Annotated in this window: 3 protein-coding genes and 1 pseudogene; 1 reads left to right on the forward strand and 3 read right to left on the reverse strand. The window is 55.5% G+C overall.

Annotated elements, in window-relative coordinates; translation table 11 throughout:
- Positions 1-134 precede the first annotated feature (134 nt).
- From Q0743_RS03995 to Q0743_RS04005, 3 genes and pseudogenes are all read right to left on the reverse strand, one after another.
- Positions 135-476, reverse strand: coding sequence for a hypothetical protein (locus Q0743_RS03995; RefSeq protein WP_298240292.1), 342 nt, complete (start codon positions 474-476; stop codon positions 135-137).
- The gene (locus tag Q0743_RS04000; protein ID WP_298240293.1) at positions 476-733 is read right to left on the reverse strand and encodes a hypothetical protein; all 258 of its coding nucleotides are present in this window, start codon (positions 731-733) and stop codon (positions 476-478) included. Before Q0743_RS04000 ends, Q0743_RS03995 begins: the two co-directional genes overlap by 1 nt.
- Before the next feature lie 83 nt (positions 734-816).
- Positions 817-1,559: pseudogene (locus Q0743_RS04005) on the reverse strand (IS5 family transposase).
- A gap of 367 nt (positions 1,560-1,926) precedes the next feature.
- On the opposite strand from Q0743_RS04005, the gene Q0743_RS04015 reads away from it, so the two are divergent.
- Positions 1,927-2,396 (forward strand): Ig-like domain-containing protein (locus Q0743_RS04015; RefSeq protein ID WP_298240294.1); only part of this gene is annotated, 470 nt, incomplete at its 3' end.

Raw genomic sequence — 2,396 nt, forward strand, 5'->3', positions numbered from 1 at the left:
ACCACGTGGTCATGGGTTCGAATCCCATCGCGCTCACCAGAAGTTCAAGAGAAATCAATCGCTTGCATAGACTACTAATTACCGCACTGCCTGAGTATGGACCAAGGCAGTACCGAGGTAGTACGGCTCCGGGGTCAAGGCCACTTTTCACACATAGCTCCGAGGATGCTTCCCAGAACATGGCCTGCCTCGGTATCATACTTGTCGATCATTTTTCGCAGGTCGAATGATGAATGAGTGATTGCTTTAGTATGGGCATCATACAGTTCGTATGTGATCTGGTCGTGGCTGCCGAATCTTCGGCCCATAAACGTTTTCTGCTTACCTGCCCTGCGATTTGCCGGATGGCCCGCGCACAGGTTCCGCTTGTCGCGAAGCTCCTGCCAAGCCGACCCTCCTTTAGCGGCCCATTTGTGTCCGACAACGGCGATATATAGCTCGGAGATGGCGTCCTGTTGAATGATTATGGCTTGCATCACCCCCCCCAGAATTCGATGTAAGCCATCATCGGGTCAGGCGAGAAGCCGCGAGCCATGTGCACATATATGGCCTCGGCCGTGTCTTGTATCAGGAACATTGACGTGTAGTAGGCCGCGTACACATCCTTGTTTTCATCTCGAAAGAAATAGCGCTGGACAGCAAGTGAGTTCTGAAATTGGTCGTAGATAGCGATTCGCACAGCTTGGACGTTTTTCATTTGCGGCGAACCTCTTCGCGAACAGCGTTCGCTCAAATCCCTATCCCTCGTCACCGCACTGACCTAGGCGCGACATCGAGATTTGATGCGTCGGCAGGTCTGGCGCGGCGGTTTGTAAGCTAGGCCCTGTTGACAAAGTTTGGCAACCAAATCCGGATTGCGGCCAAGTTTAGGAAGCCCATGAAGGAGATTATGGTTTTGTCGAAGCGCGTAGCGATCCGACGAGACTGCTTCAATCTGTTGAACATGCGTTCGATTCTATTGCGGTCGCGATAGGCGTCATAGTCGCAGGACGGCGGATCCTTGCGGTTGGACTTGGGAGGGATGACCGGCAAGATGCCGTGGATCAGCAAGTCTTGGCGAAGACTGTCGCCATCATAACCTTTGTCGCCCATGAACAGCTTCGGTTTATTGACGGGCAAAGCCAAAAGAGCCAAAGCTTCATTATAGTCAGAGGCTTGGCCGCTGGTCAGGAGAAAGCCAAGAGGGCGTCCCTGACCGTCTGCGCGGGCATGGATTTTTGTCGTAAAGCCGCCGCGTGATCGACCAAAAGCCTCCTGATAAGTCCCCCTTTTGCGCCGGCGGCTTGCGAATGACCCCGAACGGTGGTGCTGTCGATCATATGCCGCCAGTCATCCGTCAGGCCCAGTTCGACCAGCGTTTCCAAAAGCGCATCCCAAATGCCTTGCTCAGCCCATCGGCGAAAGCGCACATAGACGGAATTCCACTTTCCATAGCGCTCGTGCATGTCCCGCCAAGGGCAACCGACCCGCAGAACATAAAGCATGCCATTGAGAAACTGCCGATTATCGTGGGCGGGACGAGACTTTCGTCCACGCTCCGTAGGTAAAAGCGTCTCCACAATCCGCCATTCGGCGTCCGTCAAGTCTCCACGAGCCAAAACCGCCTCCTAAAAAGCAGTCTTGAATCATAATCCCACTGATTTGGGAATCCACTTTGTCAACAGGGCCTAACACAGGACGTGTCAGCCGGAAGCGGCGAGAATGTCGAAGCCATGGCGGTCGACAATCAATTTCCCCCAAAAATAGTCAGCGAGTAATACTCTCTTCCGGCCCCACGCGCATGGATTTACCTTGCCCGTATATTCAACTCATCCTACTCTTCATCACGTCGGGGCGGAGCTTACTTTCTCACTCCCCGCCACAACTTCAACATCAGCATTCCAGTCGGTGACCGCCGGCTTGCCCGACACCGCTATAGAGGATGCCATGGACAGGCGCGCAGTATCCGAGGACAATATTCTGCTCGATCCGGTACAGCGCTTTGCCGGCGCAGGCATGCCCCCCTACGGCTCCGAACAGGTCCTCGACTTTGTCCAGGCTCGGGCGGCTGCCTCCGGCGAGGACAGTGATCTTGTGGCGCGAGGCCGCAACGGGCCTCCGGTTGCCCGCGACGACACCAATGGCGGCGATGCCGTCATTGAGGCGGGACGCGGCGTTCCCGGCGATGCCGTGGCCAAAGGCAACGTCCTGTCCAACGACAGCGACCCGGATTTTGATCCCCTGACTGTGAGCAAAACCGGCAAGTTCCATGGAGAATTCGGCACGCTCAGTCTGTCCGCGCGTGGTCAGTGGGTTTATCATCTGGACAACAGCGATCCGGATACCGATGCGCTGGCGAAGGGTGAGAAAGTCGTTGATGCATTCAAATACACCGTCAACGACTCGTTCGTCGGCAG

It is taken from the genome of uncultured Bradyrhizobium sp. (genome assembly GCF_936943645.1).
In the GTDB taxonomy this organism is placed as follows: Bacteria; Pseudomonadota; Alphaproteobacteria; order Rhizobiales; family Xanthobacteraceae; genus Bradyrhizobium.